This is a genomic window from Chromobacterium sp. FG89, assembly GCF_057808735.1.
In genome coordinates this window covers 185,430-198,899 of record NZ_JBMDIQ010000003.1, presented here as the reverse complement: position 1 = coordinate 198,899, position 13,470 = coordinate 185,430, and the positions used below count along the sequence as shown (strand labels likewise).

The following is a 13,470-nucleotide window of genomic DNA, read 5'->3' as shown; positions in this document are numbered from 1 at the left end:
CTGCCCCGCTATAGGAAACGCAGCGGATCTATCTTCCACTTGTCCGGCGACTCATGTTTGACGATGCGGTCGCCGCCGCCGAAACCCATGCCGCGCGACAGGTCCACCAGCTCCGGGGGGATGTAGACATTGCTCTTGGTGCTGAAAAACACCTTCACCTTGGGCGAGATCAGATTGCTCTCGTTCTGCTCCACCACCACGCCCAGCCGGCCGCTCTCCAGCCGCACCAGGGTGCCGATAGGATAAATGCCTATGCTGCGCATAAAGGCCTGCACCAGCTGCGGATTGAAGTGGAACTTCGACCACTCGTAGATCTTGCGCAAGGCGTCGGTGGGCGCCATGCCCTTGTGATAGCAGCGGTCCGAGGTCAGCGCGTCGTAGACGTCGACGATGGCCGCCATCTGCCCCAGTTGTGAAATCTCCTCGCCCTTGAGCCCGGCCGGATAGCCGCTGCCGTCGTGGCGCTCATGGTGCTGGGCCGCCACCAGCACCGCGGTTTCGGAAATGCCGGTGGTTTGCAGCAGGATCTGCTTGCTCTCCACCACATGGCACTTCATCACCGAGAACTCCTGCTCGGTCAATTTGCCCGGCTTGTTGAGGATGCGGTCCGGAATCTTCATCTTGCCGATATCGTGCAGCATGCCGCCGATGCCGGCGTGATGAATCACCTCCTTGCTCATCCCCATCGCGTTGCAGAAGCTGACCATCAAGGCGCCGACGCTGACCGAATGCTGGAAGGTGTAATTGTCCTTGTCCTTGATCCGGCACAGCGACAGCAGCGCGCCGCCGTTGCGCAGGATGGACGAGGTCATCTTGCTCACCGAGGGCTCCACCATCTCCAGCTCCACCTGCTTGCCCAGACGCACGTCCTTGAGAATGCCCTGGATGATCTGGTTGGCTTCGCTGTGGATCAGCTGGGCGCGGCCGAACTCGGCGCCGGCCTCCACCTGCCGCTCCAAAATGGTTTCGCTGCTGCCGAACTCGCGGATCTGCTCCTCCAGCAGCTTCTTCACCTCGGTGGCGGTCGGCGCGGAAGGCAGATCCAAGCCCTTGCGCGTATCGATGTACACCTCGTGAATGCCGGAGTCGGCGATCTTGTGGATCTCTTCCTCGTGCTTGATCAAAAAACGCTTAAGCAAAAAGGGGTGCGACATCCAATCGCAGTTCAGATCGTGGATGTACATGCCCACCTTGAGATCGGCCACTTCTATGCACTTGATCATTCTGTGCTCTTTATCCCGCCGCGCGCCTGTGCCGCCGGCCGCGCGCATGCGTCTCCGCCATCCTGTCACCCAGACCCCGCCGGCCGATGTCGCCGGCGAAAATGGACCGGCCCGCCCCTTGCCGCCCGGGCGCGCCTTCTTTCAGCATCAACTCCACTATCGGCATTTGCAAGGTATTCCATTAGCCCGTCGGTCAGGCAAGCGGCTTCGCATGACGTGCGAATTCACCGTCAAACTCGCGCAAAGCCTGCTAAATAACGCAGCGCGCCGCCGCTTGTCACGCGGCTGTAAATATTGCCGCCGCGTCCGCTGTGGCGCGCTCCCCACGTTCGGCCGCTTCGCTGCCCGCTTTTAGCGCGTCGGCATGGACCGGTGCGTGGCTCTGGCTTTAATGTCTATAAATAAGGGCAAGACGCCGGGCTTCGCCTCCGCTCGCGCGCGGCCGCGGCAGACCGCCATAGAACAAGCTTCGCAAGGTATTGGGGAAAGAAGAATGGAACAGCAGAAATGGGGCCGCCTGAGCACCCGCATCATTCTGGTGGCCGCGGCCGCCATCGCCGTCGGCTTCGCCGTCATGATCGGCCTGATCGCCTGGCAGAGCTATCGCTCGGCGGTGGACCAGGGCTACAAGCTGGCCTCGGAACAGGCCAGTAGCTACGCCAAGGACGCGGAAAGCGACTTCGCCCGCAACTTCACCCTGCCGCGCCATCTGGCCGACGCGGTGCAGGGCATACAGCGCGTCGCGCACCCGGACCGCAAGCACACCGACAACACCATCCAGCAGATGCTGGACAACGCGCCGCAATCCGTGGGCCTGTGGATGCTGTGGGAGCCCAACGCCTTCGACGGCAACGACAACGGCTTCCGCATGGACTGGCCGCGCCACGACCCCACCGGCCGCTATCAGCCCTATGTCACCAAGAACGACAAGGGCAAGGCGCAGATGGACGTGATGATGTCGGCGGACCGGGTCAAGGAGTTCCCCAAGTTCAAGGAGCATCCGGAAAGCTATCAGCCGGACTACGAAAAACCGGGCTGGGGCGATTTCTACTACGTGCCCAAGCAACGCGGCCGCGACACCATCACCGAGCCCTACCCCTACGAGGTGCAGAACCGCAAGATCCTGGAAAGCTCGCTGGCCGTGGTGATCAAGGACGCCGCCGGCAAGATGCTGGGCGTGTCCGCCACCGACATCGCGCTGGACGATCTGCAAAAAAAATTCGGCCAGATCCGGCTGTATGAAACCGGCTACGTCAGCATGCTGTCCGAAGGCGGCCTCTATGTGGTGAACCCGGAAGCCGGCCTGCTGGGCAAACCCGCGCCCAAGGACAGCCCGCTGACGCCCTATCTGGCCAAGATCAAGCAAGGCGAGGACTTCGTCTACGAGGCCGGCGGCTTCACCCACTTCTTCCACCCGGTCAAAGTGGCCAATACCGGCCAGTTCTGGACGCTGGGCGTCAGCATTCCCACCGCCGCCATCACCGCCGACGCGCGCAGGCAAAGCCTAACCGCGGTGCTGATCGGCGCAGTGGCGCTGGCGCTGATCCTGCTGGTGCTGGCCGGCGTGGTGCGCGCGCTGACCCGGCCGCTGAACCATCTGGCCGCCACCATGGAACAGCTGGCGTCCGGCAAGGGCGATCTGACCATACGCATCCCGATCCGCAACCGCGACGAAATCGGCCGCACCGCCGACGCCTTCAACCGCTTCATCGCCAGCCTGCGCGACATGTTCGTGGAAGTGCGCGAACAAAGCCTGGCGGTCACCGCGGCGGCGGTGTCCCTGCAGGAGTCCGCGCGCCAAGTGGAAAGCGCCTCCGCCTCGCAATCGGACGCCGCCAGCGCCACCGCCGCCGGCGTGGAGGAAGTCACCGTCAGCGTGCAGCACATCGCCAACACCGCCCAACTGGCGGAGAGCACCGCGCGGGAAACCGGCAGCCTGACCGAGCAGAGCGTCGCCACCGTCAACCAGGTCACCGCCGAAATCCGCCGCATGACCGACAATATGCACGCGCTGGCGGAGCGGGTGAACGGCCTGGGCGCGCGTTCGGCCGAGGTCAGCACCATCGTCAACGTGATCAAGGACATCGCGGACCAGACCAATCTCTTGGCGCTGAACGCGGCGATCGAAGCGGCGCGCGCCGGGGAAATGGGCCGCGGCTTCGCCGTGGTGGCGGACGAGGTGCGCAATCTGGCCGGCCGCACCGCCGAGGCCACGGTGGAAATCAGCCGCATCGTCAACGCCATCGGCCAGGAAACCCGCGACGCGGTCAGCGATGTGCAAAAGAGCAGCCAGCTGGTGGGCAATAGCGTGGCCATCGCCGAAGACGCCAATCAGGCGATGCAAACCGTGCTGGACCGCAGCCACGGCCTGGTGGGCAGCATCGTCGACATCGCCTCCTCCACCCGCGAGCAATCCGCCGCCAGCCTGGAGATCGCCCAGAACGTGGAGCGCATCAGCAGCATGGCGCAGAGCAATAGCGACGTGGTGCGCCAGGTGGCCGCCTCGGTCGGCCATCTGCGCGAATTGTCGGCGCGGCTGGAGGCGCTGGTGGGCGATTTCCGCACTTGAACCTCCGGACCGCGAAAGGAAAATCCTGATGACGGCAATCGACTGGTGGCCGTTTGTCGCCGCCTCGCTGCTGCTGGTGGTGACGCCGGGCGCCGGCACCCTGTCCATCCTCGGCGCGCTGAGCGGCGGCGGGCTGCGCGCCGGCTACGCGGCCCAGGCCGGCCTGCTGGCCGGCGACCTGATCCTGATCGCGCTGGCCGGCGGCGGCGTGGCGGCGCTGCTGGCCGCCCACCCAGGCTGGTTCGAGCTGCTGCGCTACGCCGGCGCGCTGTACCTGGCCTGGCTGGGCGCCAAGCTGCTGTTCCGCCGCGACGGCGGTGCCGCGGCCGTGACCGCCACGGATCAACGCAGCGCCGGCGCCTGCTTCCGCCGCTCGCTGTTGATTACCCTGGCCAACCCCAAGGCCATCCTGTTCTTCATGGCCTTCTTCCCGCAATTCCTGGACGCCGGCCGCGCCGGCCCGGCCGGCTTCGCTCAGCTGGCCGCGGTGTTCTGCCTGATCAATATGCTCTATCTGGCGCTGCTGGTGTGGCTGGCCGGCCATCTGCGCCGCCGCGCGTTCGCCCCCGGCGGCCGCCTGCTGCTCAAGCGCTTGCTGGGCGTCTGCTTTCTCAGCCTGGGGATCAAATACGCGCTGCGCTGAGACCCTGTTCACAGTCTGCTGCGCGTCGGCAGGATGGATGGAAAAGGGCGTTGAAACCGGCTTCGAAATGCTCATCTGCCACGAGTACATTCCGCTTGCTCAGCCGCAAGGCCTTATCTCGCTCTAGCTCGCTAGACTTTGAACAGGCTCTGGGCTCCAGCTTGCCCGCGCGCGGAAGTGTCCCTTTTCTGCCATCAATTTCGATAAATGCGACACGGGTCTTACCGTCGATCCGGAATTGGGATTACAATCCCGCAATTTTGTTCGGACCACAGGCAATGAACCACGCAACGACGCTTCCCGCACGACGCACCGCCCGCCACGGCGGCGATCTGGCGTTGGCGCGAGGCCTTGCCGTTCCCGGACCCCGACGCAGTAATAAAACAAGCTCCTGATGCCAGGGGCTTTTTTTTTACCCGCGACTCATAAAGCCAATATTGAAAGGACGCGACCATGGCCAACCCCCTCTACCGCAAACACATCATTTCCATACCGGACTTCAGCCGCGAGGAACTGGAGCTGGTGGTGGCCACGGCAGCCCGCCTGAAACAACAGCCGCGCAACGACCTGCTGAAGGACAAGCTGGTGGGCAGCTGTTTCTTCGAACCGTCCACCCGCACCCGGCTGTCCTTTGAGACCGCGGTGCAACGGCTGGGCGGCAGCGTCATCGGCTTCGCCGACGGCGGCAACACCAGCGCCAAGAAGGGCGAAACCCTGGCGGATTCGATCAAGATCATCGCGTCCTACACCGACGCGGTGGTGATGCGCCATCCCAAGGAAGGCGCGGCGCGGCTGGCCAGCGAATTCTCCGACGTGCCCATCATCAACGGCGGCGACGGCTCCAACCAGCACCCGACCCAGACCCTGCTGGACCTGTTCACCATCCGCGAAACCCAGGGCACGCTGGAAAACCTCACCGTCGCCTTCGTCGGCGACCTCAAATACGGCCGCACCGTGCATTCGTTGACCCAGGCGCTGTCGCTGTTCGGCGCGCGCTTCTACTTCGTGTCGCCGGAGCAGTTGGCGATGCCGGACTACATCTGCGAAGAGCTGGACGAAAAAGGCATTCAGTACACCGTGGTCGGCAGCCTGGACGACGTGATCCCGCAAGTGGACGTGCTGTACATGACCCGGGTGCAGCGCGAGCGCTTCGACGAGGCCGAGTTCAAGAAAATCCAGGGCAAGTTCGTGCTGCGCGCCGACATGCTGCACAGCGCCCGCACCAATATGAAGATTCTGCACCCGCTGCCGCGCGTCGACGAGATCGAAACCAGCGTGGACGCCACGCCGCACGCTTATTACTTCGAACAGGCCAAGAACGGGGTCTACGCGCGCCAGGCGCTGCTGTCGCTGGTGTTGAACGAGACCGTCTGATTCAGGAAAAGGAAACCATCATGCAATACACCCGCACCGTAGAAGCGCTGAAGCAAGGCACCGTCATCGACCACATCCCGGCCGGCCAGGGCCTAATCATCCTGCGCCTGTTCAAGCTCAGCGAAACCGGCGAGCGCGTCACCGTGGGCCTGAACCTGTCCAGCCGCCACATGGGCGCCAAGGACATCATCAAGGTGGAGAACATCGCGCTATCGGAGGAGCAGGCCAACGAGCTGGCGCTGTTCGCGCCGCAGGCCACCGTCAACGTGATCGACAATTTCGAAGTGGTGAAGAAACACAAGCTGGCGCTGCCGGACACCATCGAAGGCATCTTCTCCTGCCCCAACTCCAATTGCGTCTCGCACAATGAGCCGGTGACCAGCTTTTTCTACGTCAAACCCCAGGCGCGCGACACAAAAATGAAATGCAAGTATTGCGAAAAGGTGTTCAGTAGGGATATCGTTGCAGAGGTGCGCTAAGTCGTACAAGGGTGAATAGAGAAATATCAAGAAAACACTGCGTTCGACAGTGGTAAAAAGCACGAGCAAGCGCCGCAGTCATCTGCGGCGCTTCTCATTTCAGGCTCAGGACGCCGCCGGGCCCTCGCTGGCGCCGTCGATGAAGCGCTGCAAGAACACCAGGTCCAGCCAGCGGCCGAACTTGAATCCCACCTGCGGCAGCATGCCCACCTGCTGGAAACCCAATTTTTCATGGAAGCGGATAGAACCCGCGTTGGCGGCGTCCACCGCGCCCACCATGGTGTGTTTGCCCAGCGCCTTGGCGCGCGGGAACAGCGCTTGCACCAAGGCGGTGCCTATGCCCTTGCCGCGCGCGTCGGCGGACAGATGCACGCTGTGTTCCACGGTGAAGCGGTAGCCCGGCTTGACGCGGAAATCGCCAAAGCTGGAAAAGCCCAGGATCTTGCCGTTTTCCTCGGCCAACAGCACCGGATAACCGGCGGCGGTGCGGTCCTGGAACCAGACGGCGAACTCGCCGGCGGACAGCGGATCGTCGTTGTAGATGGCGGTGGTGGTGGCGATGACCTCGTTGTAGATATCGAGTATCGCCGCCAGGTCTTCCAGCGTGGCGTCGCGGATAATCATGTTCTGTCCCTTGCTGATGTGGCTTGTTTTTTGGATCGCGGGCACGGACGCCGACGCGGATCCTTAGAACCTATTTACGATCTGCTACGCGTCGGCGATACCGCGTTGAAACCAACTTCGAAATGCTCATATACCACCTGTACATTCCGCTTTCTCAGCTGTTTTCGCCTTGTCTCGCCTTAGCTTGCGAGATCGTAAACACGTTCTTTAGGAATGCAAACAGTGTACCAGCAGCCGGTTCAGCCGGCAGCAGCCGGCTTTTTGCGCGGGCTGCGCTTCTTGCGCACCGGCGTCTCCGGCGTCGGCTCCGCCGCGGGCGGCGTTATCACGGGCGCCGCGAGCACGGATTCCCCGTCCTGTTTGAGCCGGATCTCGCAATGCAGTTTGGAGCCGTTTCGGCTTTCCTGCACCGTCAGGAAGTCCAGCTTTTTCACCATCTGCGACAGCCGGGAATGACCGTAAACCCGCGGGTCGAACGAGGGGTCGTTCTTGGCCAGATAAGTGCCCACCACCGACAGCTCGGCCCAGCCGCTGTCGCGCGACACCGCCTCGATCGCATTGGTGAACATGTCCTGCAGCGGATGGCGCTCCTTCTCCGGCTGCGGTTTGGCGCGGCTGCGCGCGCTGCGCGTCTTGGGTTTGTCGGCCACGCTCTTGGCCGCCGCCGGCTCCGGCCGCAGAATCTCGGTGAACACGAATTTGTCGCAGGCGGCGATGAAGGGCCGCGGCGTCTTGGACTGTTCGCCCAGGCCGATCACCATCAGCCCGGATTCGCGCAGCCGGGTGGCCAGCCGAGTGAAATCGCTGTCGGAGGACACCAGGCAGAAGCCGTCGAAATTGCCGGTGTAGAGCAGATCCATCGCGTCTATGATCAGCGCGGAGTCGGTGGAATTCTTGCCCTTGGTGTAGGCGAACTGCTGGATCGGCGAAATCGCGTACTGGTGCAGCACTTCCTTCCAGCCCTTCAGCTGGCTGGTGGTCCAGTCGCCGTAGGCGCGCTTGACCACGGCGGTGCCGTATTTGGCCACCTCGGCCAGCAACTCGGCGATCAGCGCCGACTGCGCGTTGTCCGCATCGATCAATACCGCCAGTTTGCGGTTTTCCATGCTTGCTTTCCCTTAGGCAACCGAGCCATGCTAAAACCGGCCGTCGCGGCTGTCAAAACCGGCGGCCGGACGCGGCGATGAACCGCGGCTACGGCGGCGCGGCGCGCAGCGTCTGCTCCACAATGGCGGCAATCCGCCCCTCGCGCTTCATCTGCTCCAAGACGGCGTTCAGCTGCCGGATGAAATCGTCCAGATAGGGAAAACGCTGCTGGCCGTGCTTGGTGAAACCGACATAGGCCTGCTCGCCGTTCAGGCTGGCCGCCGCCACCAGTTCGCCGCGCTGCTCCGGGCTGATCGCGCCGCGCCGCTGCAAGCGCTCCAGCACGTAGAGAATGGACAGCTTGTCGTTCAAATAACAGTCGGTGCGGCCATTGATCAGCTTCAGCAGATTGCCCTGGGTGTCCGGCGCCTCGTCCAGCTGGATGTCGCCGCGCTGCACCGCCAGCCAGAACGCCTTGCCGCCGGGACGGAAACCGGCGTTGTTGCCGAAGCGCAGGCCCAGGAAGTCCGCCGGCCAGTGCGGACGCGGCGCGCGCATGATCTCCGCCCGGCAATACACCGCCAGCTGCTCCTGCCAGAACGGCGCCGAATATCCCATGTAGTCGCGCTCCGGCCGGTAATACGGCGGCGACAGCGCCGGCGCGCGGCCGGCTTCCAGCTCGGACAGGCCGCGCTTCCACGGCACCGGCCGCAGATCGATGCGATAGTCGCTCAAACGCTGCGAGGCCGCGCGCAGCACCTCGTTGTAAACGCCCTCCGCCCGGCCGTCCTTCTCGTAGGAATACGGCGGATAGCCGTTGTCGACCAAGACCACCACCTGGCGCGGCGACGCGGCGGCGGCGCCCGCCGCCAGTCCGGCCAGCAACCATAACAACAAGCCCGATCTGATCATTTGAATGACATAATCCGTGTCGATAAACACGTTATAGCCGCTGCGCCGTCCAGGCGTTGGCACGAGTCTTGCAGCGTCGCAGGCATCGTCCACTCCCGCCGCGAGGCCCGCCATGAAACTGTTTTCGCGCCAAACGCCCGCCGCCGCCAGCGAGGTGGTGATGTTCAATTATCGCCGGCCGGTGCGCGCGCGCCAGGTGGCGCTGGGCGGCGGCGGCCGCCTGTGGCTGGTCGAGGCGCTGGACCCGACCCACAATGTCTGGGTATGGCAGGAAGAATCCAGCCAAGCGGAGGCCGCGGTGGACACCGCGCGCCGGCTCAGCCTGATGCTGAACTGAACCGGAATGGTGCGCCGCGGCACCAAGCTGGCGCGCGGACAAGCAAAAAGCCGCCCTTGGGCGGCTTGGATCGCGCTACGCGTCTTCGCTTATTTCTTGGCGACGCTCTTGCCGAAGCTTTCCGCCGCGGCGCGCATCTTGGGCAGCAGCACCGGCTCGGCGGCCTTCAGCGTATCGCCGGCGATGGTGTTGATGATCTGCGGCTGCTGCTTCAGCAGCTTCTGACCGGCGGCGGTCTTGTAGAACACGTTGATCTGCTTGAGTTCGTCGGCGCTGAACTGAGCGCTGTAGGCCTTGGCCACGGTCTGTTCGAACTGCTGCTTGGCCGCGCTGGAACCGAAGTAATCGCTGGCCAGCTTGTGCACGTTCTCGCCGTAGGTCTTGAAGCCTTCCTGCGCTTTTTTCTGCTGGGCTTCGCTCAGCTTGATCTTGTTCTTGACGAAGTATTCCTGCAGCAGCGGCATGGCGCTGGCGGTGGTGCGCTGCGCCAGCTCCGGCAGCATATTGTTCAGGTTCAGCGTGGCGGACAACTCTTTGACGGCGGCGTCCTGGGCGGCGTCGGCGTGCGCCAGCAGCGGCAAAGTCAGCGCCAGGGCGGCCAGGCCGGCTTTGAGCGGGCGTGATGCGAACATGTGGAATCCTTTGGCTTGAGTTGGAAACAGCTGGCGTCGGCCAGGCCGACGCGGAAACACCGGCAGTGTGACACCGCCGCCGCCGCAGGTCAAAAAAGACCGGGAGCCGTCTCCTAGCGCGCCGCCGCGGGCGCCGGCGGCAGCTGACTCTGCCAACCCTGATAGGCGCCGATATTGGCGCGGGTGATCAGCTGCACCGGCACCGTCACCGTGCGCGGCTTGGCTTTGGGATTGTCCAGCAATTGACGGCCCAGCTTCACCGCCTCCACGCCGATGGCGTACGGGGCCTGGCTGGAGGACGCCACGATCTGGCTATCGCCGCGCAGCGCCTTCTCGATGTCCGGCGAACCGTCCACGCCGGCTATCATCACCTCCTTGCGCCCCGCCTCCCTCACCGCCTGCTCCGCCCCCAGCGCCTGGCGGTCGTTGCTGGCGAACACGCCGTTGATCTCCGGGTAGCGCCGCAGATGCCGCTCCATCAGCCGCTTGCCGCCCCAGCTGGACGCCAAGCCGCTCTCCTGATGGCTGAGCAGCCGGATCTTGGGGAAAGCGGCCAGACTGCGGCGACAGCCGGCCACCCGGTCCCAGACCGAAGACACCGGCGGACCGCTCTGAATCACCAGCGCGCCGCGGCCGCGCATCCGCTCCGCCAGATAACGGCAAGCCAGCGCGCCGGCCTGGACATTGTCCGATTTGACCGTGCCGTCGGCGCCGGGCGCGTCCACGTCCACCGCCACCACCCGCACCCCGGCCTGATGCGCCAGCCGCACCAGCGGCGCCACCGCCTTGCTGTCCGCGGCCACCAGCAGGATCAGCTCCACCTGCTGGCGCAGCAGCTGCCGCACTTGTTCCTCCTGCCGCTCCAGGCTGAAATTGGCGGACAGGGTAGTGACTTGCGCATTGGGATTGACCGCGCGCGCCTCGTTCAGCGCGCCGCGCGCGACGATCTGGTAGAAAGGGTTGTCCAGCGCTCCCACGGAGATGCCGATGCGGCTCAAGGGCGCGGCGTAAACGGCTCCGGCCAGGGACAGCCAGCAACAGGCAAGGAATCGGCTCGATCTCATGGCCACCCAGGATGGTTAGATGCGTGTCACCCCAGTTTAGATCACGCCGACCCCGCTACGAAACCGGACTCGGCGCCGCCGAGCCAGGCCGAGGCAAGGCCTTGCGGCCGAAGCCGCGGATAGGCGAGCCCGCTATCGCCCGCCGCAAGGCGGCAGACAGTCAACCGCTTCTCAAGCCGCCTGGTTCAAGCTGGCCCTCACCCTTTGCGCCAGCAAATCCAGCTGCAGCCAGCCCTCCTCCCACTGCCCGTGGCCGGACTCCACATTGATGTGGCCGGCCTGGCGCAGCCAGGCGATGGGCGCGCGCCAGTAACCGGCCAGCCGCGCCGCGCGCGGGGTCTTGCAAAAGGGATCGTTGCTGCTCGCCACCATTCTGGCGGGAAACGGCAGGGCTTGGCGCGGCGTCGGCGCGAAGCCCATCAGCTCGCGCGGCACGAAGGGCCGCTCCACGTCCGCCGGCGCCACCAGCAAGGCGCCGGCGATCCGCCGCGGATGGCGCTGGGCGTAATGCGCCACCGCCACGCAACCCAGGCTGTGGGCGATGACGATGACCGGCTTGCGCGTCCGATCCAGCGCCTGATCCAAGCCCCGCAGCCAGTCGTCCAGCTGCGGCGCGTCCCAATCGCCCACCTCCACCCGCGCGGCGTTCAAGCGGCGTTGCCAATGGCTTTGCCAGTGCCGCGGGCCGGAGTTGCGCCAGCCGGGCTGAATGATCAAGTCGAAATCCGCCAGCGAAGGTTCCATCGCTCAGCTCCTCAAAGGGGGAACTCGCACTGTAGAATGACTTTGATATTCTTGGAAATGATATTGAACGAGAAACTTATTCCCTATTCCTCTAAAAGATCGCGCCATTACATAGACTTATTTGGAATTTAAAGATAAAAAACAATCACTTCTGGCGCTAAAACATTTCTGATTAGATGCATTCATCGCTTGCCTCCTCAGGACACCGCCATGCCACGTCATACCTTCCGCCACGCCCTGCTGTCTCTCGCCCTGTTCGGCGCCGCCGCGCCGCTGCTGGCCGCCGAGCTGCTCAACGTTTCTTACGACCCCACTCGCGAGCTGTATCAGGACGTCAACAAGGCTTTCGCCGAACAATGGAAGAAACAGGGCGGCGACGTCGCCATCAAGCAATCGCACGGCGGCTCCGGCAAGCAATCGCTGGCCATCCAGCACGGCCTGGAAGCCGATGTGGCCACGCTGGCGCTGGCCTACGACATCGACGTGCTAGCGGACCAGGGCCTGCTGCCCAAGAACTGGCAAAGCCGGCTGCCGGACAATAGCTCGCCCTACACCTCCACCATCGTGTTCCTGGTGCGCAAGGGCAACCCCAAGGGCATCCGCGACTGGGGCGATCTGATCAAGCCCGGCATCCAGGTGATCACGCCCAATCCCAAAACCTCCGGCGGCGCGCGCTGGAATTATCTGGCGGCCTGGGGCTACGCGCTGAAACAGCCCGGCGGCAACGAGGCCAAGGCCCGCGCCTATGTCGGCGAACTGTACAAGCATGTGCCGGTGCTGGACACCGGCGCGCGCGGCGCGACGCTGACCTTCGCCCAGCGCGGCTTGGGCGACGTGTTGCTGGCCTGGGAAAACGAGGCGGTGCTGGCGGTGAAGGAACTGGGTCCGGACAAATTCGACATCGTCACCCCTTCGCTGTCCATCCTGGCCGAACCGCCGGTGGCGGTGGTGGACAAGGTGGCCGACAAGAAAGGCAATCGCAAGCTGGCCGAAGCCTATCTGAAGTTCCTGTACACCCCGCAGGGACAGACCATCGCCGCGCAGAACTACTACCGGCCGCGCGACGCCAAGATCGCCGCGCAATACGCGGGCCAGTTCCCCAAGGTCAAGCTGTTCACGCTGAAAGACACTTTCGGCGATTGGCGCGGCGCCCAGCACAAACACTTCGCCGACGGCGGCGTGTTTGATCAGCTCATCACCAAGAAATAACCCGCCCCTCAACGCGAACAGCCCGGCAAAGCCGGGCTGTTGTCAATGCGGGAAACGCGGATCAGGCCGTCTGGCTTTCTCTCCAGGTCAGCCACACCCGCATGTCGAACTCCAGCTGGTGGTAGTCCGGCTCCATGTGGCAGCACAGCTGGTAGAAGGCCTTGTTGTGGTCCTTCTCCTTCAGGTGGGCCAGCTCATGCACCACGATCATGCGCAGGAAGGGCAAGGGCGCGTCGCGAAACAGCGCGGCGACGCGGATTTCGTTCTTGGTCTTCAGCTTGCCGCCCTGCACCCGCGACACAAAGGTATTGGTGCCCAGCGTGCCCTTGACCGGGTGCTGCTGGCTGTCGTACCTCACCTTGGCCGGCAAGGCGGCGTTCTTCAGATAACGCAGCTTGATCTCGGACACGTACTGATACAGCGCCTTGTCCGTCTGCACATCGTGGCTTTCCGGATACTTGCGCGCCAGCCAGGCGCCCAGCTGGCCGGAATCCAGCAGCGCCTGCACCTGGCCGAGCAAGGCGGCGGGATAATGCTGCAAATAGTTGAGGGTAGACATCGCGCCATTGTAAAA

The 13,470-nt window shown here is 64.0% G+C and carries 14 protein-coding genes; 6 read left to right on the top strand and 8 right to left on the bottom strand.

The genetic code is table 11. The features are described 5' to 3' along the window. Nucleotides 1–8: 8 nt before the first annotated feature. Nucleotides 9–1,223, bottom strand: a complete 1,215-nt coding sequence (locus ACODRW_RS04435; protein ID WP_107801266.1) for an HD-GYP domain-containing protein — start codon at nucleotides 1,221–1,223, stop codon at nucleotides 9–11. Between the two features lie 493 nt (nucleotides 1,224–1,716). On the opposite strand from ACODRW_RS04435, the gene ACODRW_RS04430 reads away from it, so the two are divergent. From ACODRW_RS04430 to pyrI, 4 genes are all read left to right on the top strand, one after another. After that, complete coding sequence (locus ACODRW_RS04430) at nucleotides 1,717–3,792, top strand: methyl-accepting chemotaxis protein (RefSeq protein WP_488905247.1); 2,076 nt, start codon at nucleotides 1,717–1,719, stop codon at nucleotides 3,790–3,792. Nucleotides 3,793–3,820: 28 nt separating this feature from the next. Beyond that, nucleotides 3,821–4,435, top strand: coding sequence for a LysE family transporter (locus ACODRW_RS04425; RefSeq protein ID WP_488876730.1), 615 nt, complete (start codon nucleotides 3,821–3,823; stop codon nucleotides 4,433–4,435). Nucleotides 4,436–4,888: 453 nt separating this feature from the next. Further along, nucleotides 4,889–5,809, top strand: a complete 921-nt coding sequence (gene pyrB, locus ACODRW_RS04420; protein ID WP_107801269.1) for an aspartate carbamoyltransferase — start codon at nucleotides 4,889–4,891, stop codon at nucleotides 5,807–5,809. Between the two features lie 20 nt (nucleotides 5,810–5,829). After that, entirely contained in the window at nucleotides 5,830–6,288 is a 459-nt protein-coding gene (pyrI, locus tag ACODRW_RS04415; protein ID WP_107801270.1) for an aspartate carbamoyltransferase regulatory subunit, read from the top strand. 105 nt (nucleotides 6,289–6,393) lie between these two features. On the opposite strand, the gene ACODRW_RS04410 is transcribed toward pyrI, so the two are convergent. The 3 genes from ACODRW_RS04410 to ACODRW_RS04400 form a co-directional block, all read right to left on the bottom strand. Then, on the bottom strand, nucleotides 6,394–6,912 hold the full coding sequence (locus ACODRW_RS04410) for a GNAT family N-acetyltransferase (protein WP_107801271.1): 519 nt from the start codon (nucleotides 6,910–6,912) through the stop codon (nucleotides 6,394–6,396). Nucleotides 6,913–7,151: 239 nt separating this feature from the next. Beyond that, entirely contained in the window at nucleotides 7,152–8,018 is an 867-nt protein-coding gene (locus ACODRW_RS04405) for an NYN domain-containing protein (protein ID WP_107801272.1), read from the bottom strand. Nucleotides 8,019–8,106: 88 nt separating this feature from the next. Continuing rightward, complete coding sequence (locus tag ACODRW_RS04400) at nucleotides 8,107–8,910, bottom strand: substrate-binding periplasmic protein (RefSeq protein ID WP_488905246.1); 804 nt, start codon at nucleotides 8,908–8,910, stop codon at nucleotides 8,107–8,109. Nucleotides 8,911–9,022: 112 nt separating this feature from the next. On the opposite strand from ACODRW_RS04400, the gene ACODRW_RS04395 reads away from it, so the two are divergent. After that, nucleotides 9,023–9,247 (top strand): hypothetical protein, encoded by a 225-nt coding sequence (locus ACODRW_RS04395; RefSeq protein WP_107801274.1) that lies wholly within the window; start codon nucleotides 9,023–9,025, stop codon nucleotides 9,245–9,247. An 89-nt stretch (nucleotides 9,248–9,336) separates the two neighbouring features. On the opposite strand, the gene ACODRW_RS04390 is transcribed toward ACODRW_RS04395, so the two are convergent. From ACODRW_RS04390 to ACODRW_RS04380, 3 genes are all read right to left on the bottom strand, one after another. Beyond that, nucleotides 9,337–9,879, bottom strand: a complete 543-nt coding sequence (locus ACODRW_RS04390; protein ID WP_107801275.1) for a DUF2059 domain-containing protein — start codon at nucleotides 9,877–9,879, stop codon at nucleotides 9,337–9,339. Between the two features lie 113 nt (nucleotides 9,880–9,992). After that, on the bottom strand, nucleotides 9,993–10,943 hold the full coding sequence (locus ACODRW_RS04385; protein WP_253314731.1) for a substrate-binding domain-containing protein: 951 nt from the start codon (nucleotides 10,941–10,943) through the stop codon (nucleotides 9,993–9,995). Nucleotides 10,944–11,114: 171 nt separating this feature from the next. Then, a complete protein-coding gene (locus tag ACODRW_RS04380; protein ID WP_107801277.1) occupies nucleotides 11,115–11,687 on the bottom strand; it encodes an RBBP9/YdeN family alpha/beta hydrolase in 573 nt (190 codons plus the stop codon). 210 nt (nucleotides 11,688–11,897) lie between these two features. Here ACODRW_RS04380 and ACODRW_RS04375 point away from each other — a divergent pair, with 210 nt between their 5' ends. Next, nucleotides 11,898–12,896, top strand: a complete 999-nt coding sequence (locus ACODRW_RS04375; RefSeq protein WP_235085634.1) for a sulfate ABC transporter substrate-binding protein — start codon at nucleotides 11,898–11,900, stop codon at nucleotides 12,894–12,896. A gap of 61 nt (nucleotides 12,897–12,957) precedes the next feature. On the opposite strand, the gene ACODRW_RS04370 is transcribed toward ACODRW_RS04375, so the two are convergent. Then, nucleotides 12,958–13,455, bottom strand: a complete 498-nt coding sequence (locus ACODRW_RS04370; protein ID WP_488905245.1) for a M48 metallopeptidase family protein — start codon at nucleotides 13,453–13,455, stop codon at nucleotides 12,958–12,960. Nucleotides 13,456–13,470 lie beyond the last annotated feature (15 nt).

What these genes read in the sequence shown, in the direction of transcription:
- ACODRW_RS04435 (WP_107801266.1), bottom strand. Translation starts at nt 1,223, where the DNA reads ATGATCAAGTGCATAGAAGTGGCCGATCTCAAGGTGGGCATGTACATC.
- ACODRW_RS04385 (WP_253314731.1), bottom strand. Translation starts at nt 10,943, where the DNA reads ATGAGATCGAGCCGATTCCTTGCCTGTTGCTGGCTGTCCCTGGCCGGA.
- ACODRW_RS04380 (WP_107801277.1), bottom strand. Translation starts at nt 11,687, where the DNA reads ATGGAACCTTCGCTGGCGGATTTCGACTTGATCATTCAGCCCGGCTGG.
- ACODRW_RS04425 (WP_488876730.1), top strand. Translation starts at nt 3,821, where the DNA reads ATGACGGCAATCGACTGGTGGCCGTTTGTCGCCGCCTCGCTGCTGCTG.
- ACODRW_RS04390 (WP_107801275.1), bottom strand. Translation starts at nt 9,879, where the DNA reads ATGTTCGCATCACGCCCGCTCAAAGCCGGCCTGGCCGCCCTGGCGCTG.
- ACODRW_RS04375 (WP_235085634.1), top strand. Translation starts at nt 11,898, where the DNA reads ATGCCACGTCATACCTTCCGCCACGCCCTGCTGTCTCTCGCCCTGTTC.
- ACODRW_RS04405 (WP_107801272.1), bottom strand. Translation starts at nt 8,018, where the DNA reads ATGGAAAACCGCAAACTGGCGGTATTGATCGATGCGGACAACGCGCAG.
- pyrB (WP_107801269.1), top strand. Translation starts at nt 4,889, where the DNA reads ATGGCCAACCCCCTCTACCGCAAACACATCATTTCCATACCGGACTTC.
- ACODRW_RS04410 (WP_107801271.1), bottom strand. Translation starts at nt 6,912, where the DNA reads ATGATTATCCGCGACGCCACGCTGGAAGACCTGGCGGCGATACTCGAT.
- ACODRW_RS04400 (WP_488905246.1), bottom strand. Translation starts at nt 8,910, where the DNA reads ATGATCAGATCGGGCTTGTTGTTATGGTTGCTGGCCGGACTGGCGGCG.
- pyrI (WP_107801270.1), top strand. Translation starts at nt 5,830, where the DNA reads ATGCAATACACCCGCACCGTAGAAGCGCTGAAGCAAGGCACCGTCATC.
- ACODRW_RS04395 (WP_107801274.1), top strand. Translation starts at nt 9,023, where the DNA reads ATGAAACTGTTTTCGCGCCAAACGCCCGCCGCCGCCAGCGAGGTGGTG.
- ACODRW_RS04370 (WP_488905245.1), bottom strand. Translation starts at nt 13,455, where the DNA reads ATGTCTACCCTCAACTATTTGCAGCATTATCCCGCCGCCTTGCTCGGC.
- ACODRW_RS04430 (WP_488905247.1), top strand. Translation starts at nt 1,717, where the DNA reads ATGGAACAGCAGAAATGGGGCCGCCTGAGCACCCGCATCATTCTGGTG.